This is a genomic window from Clostridium sp. (genome assembly GCF_040797585.1).
GTDB lineage: Bacteria > Bacillota > Clostridia > Clostridiales > Clostridiaceae > Clostridium_Z.
In genome coordinates, this window is the sequence record NZ_JBFNEO010000311.1 from 1 (window position 1) to 2,030 (window position 2,030).

General features: G+C 29.5%; 1 protein-coding gene. It reads right to left on the reverse strand.

All coding sequences use genetic code 11. The features are described from left to right. Nucleotides 1–342 precede the first annotated feature (342 nt). A complete protein-coding gene (locus AB2369_RS13100) occupies nucleotides 343–1,959 on the reverse strand; it encodes an oligosaccharide flippase family protein (protein WP_367666914.1) in 1,617 nt (538 codons plus the stop codon). Nucleotides 1,960–2,030 lie beyond the last annotated feature (71 nt).

Below are 2,030 nucleotides of genomic sequence, written 5' to 3' on the forward strand. Positions count from 1 at the left end.
GTTATAGCTTCTTTAAGTTTACCTATTACAGGTTCTTTTAGAAACATATTTATAATATTAGTTGGATTCTCCTTCTTTATAGTTGGAATATTTATAAAAGATAATACTAAAAAATCCTATTATAGATATAGATAGCCCACTAATAATTAAAACTAAATCATCAGCTACCATTATTTAATGCATATTCAAAGATTGAGTTTTGCCATAGTTTATCTGTATAACATAACTCTTATTTATACTTAATATAAAAACACTATGATACTATTTAAAGTTATCATAGTGTTTATTCTTATACTCTCTTTTTTATTATTTATATTTTAATAAGCTTTAATTTAAGTATTTCTATTTTAGACTTCTTCTCATAAATCTTGGAATCATCCTCTGAAGCCTTGGAGAAAGTGAATTAATATCCTTCTTAGTTATTCCCCCGGTCAATATAATTCCATAAGAATATGCAAAAACCCCAACTAATATTGTAATTAATGTAGGAAATGCAACTGTAATTATATAGCCTGATCCTATTCTCATTGCTATAGAAGAAGTTATTATTCTAGTTATAAATACAAATATAGTCATAAGTATTGATGCTGTAAAAGGTTTTATAGCATATCTAAATAAGCTAACTCTTATCTTTAAGGTTGAATTTAAAATCCTTTGATTTATTATCATAGGTATTAAGGAACATAATATAGTACCTAAAACTGCTCCTTTAACATTAATCTCTGGTATAGCTACTAGAAAATAGTTAGCTGCTACTTTTGCTAATATTCCCATACTAAGAGATATTAAAACTGCATATAGTTTATTCATACATTGAAGTATTATTGTTTGTATTTGAACTATAGAGGTAAAGACTACTGCTATAGCTCCTAAAGTTAAAAGCTCATATCCTGCAATATTATTCATAAATATAAGCTTATATATTTCCTCACTTAATATACTAAATCCAAAAGCACAAGGAATAGATATCATATAACTTACCTTAAAAGAAAATCCTATCTTCTCTCTTATGGTCTTCTTATCCTTTGAAATAACAGCTCTAGATATTGCAGGAATAATAGCAGCACAAAGAGCTGCTATTAAAGTTAAGGGCACATTAATAAGGGTATTATACTTTGATATAAGACCAAATAAAACATTAGTCTCCGCCTCACTAAAACCTACAACTCCAAGCCTTCCTCTAACAACAATCATATCAACTACATTTCCAAAGTATTGAAGCGCAGCACTTAAGGTTATAGGAAATCCATATTTGAATAGTTTTCTTATGATTTCTCTATTACTAAGTCTTTTAGGCTGTAATGAGTCTACGCTTTTACTTATTTTTATAATTTTATTATCATTATACTTTTTTATAAGGTATAATGCTGCAATTAATGCTCCAAGTACTGTACCTAAGGTTCCTCCAGCTGCTCCATCTGCTGGTCCATTTTTTATAAGTAAAGCAGCAAAAGCTAAACTAAATACCACATTAAATATCTGTTCTAAAATTTGAGATACAGCTGTAGGTGTCATTATGCTCCTACCTTGGAAGTACCCTCTATAAGCTGCTAAAACAGATGTTACCACAATAGCTGGTGCTAGGGTTATAAGGGCTAAAAAGCCCTGAGGTCCCTTAGTAAATTTAGCAATAGGCATAGCAAACTGAAGTAGTATTATACAGCTAATCATACCTACACCAAGAAGAATACTTCTTGCTATTTTAAAAGTTTTTACTGCATCCCTATAATTGTTTAATTCTATAAGCTCAGAGACTTGCTTACTTATTGCCGTTTGCATCCCTGAATTAGTTATAACATATGTAAGAGTAAATATTACATAAGCTCCTGAATATATTCCATACCCCTCATCCCCTATTATATTAACTAGGAGAGGAACATATAAAAGGGACATTACTTTTACTAATATTCCTGCTAAGGAAAGTATAGCAAATCCTTTTGTAGTAGATTGCTCTTTCATAAATATCTCCTCAAACTCTTCCTAGAATTTAAATACATCCTTTTTTATCTTCTTAAACATAGGAGGAAGTG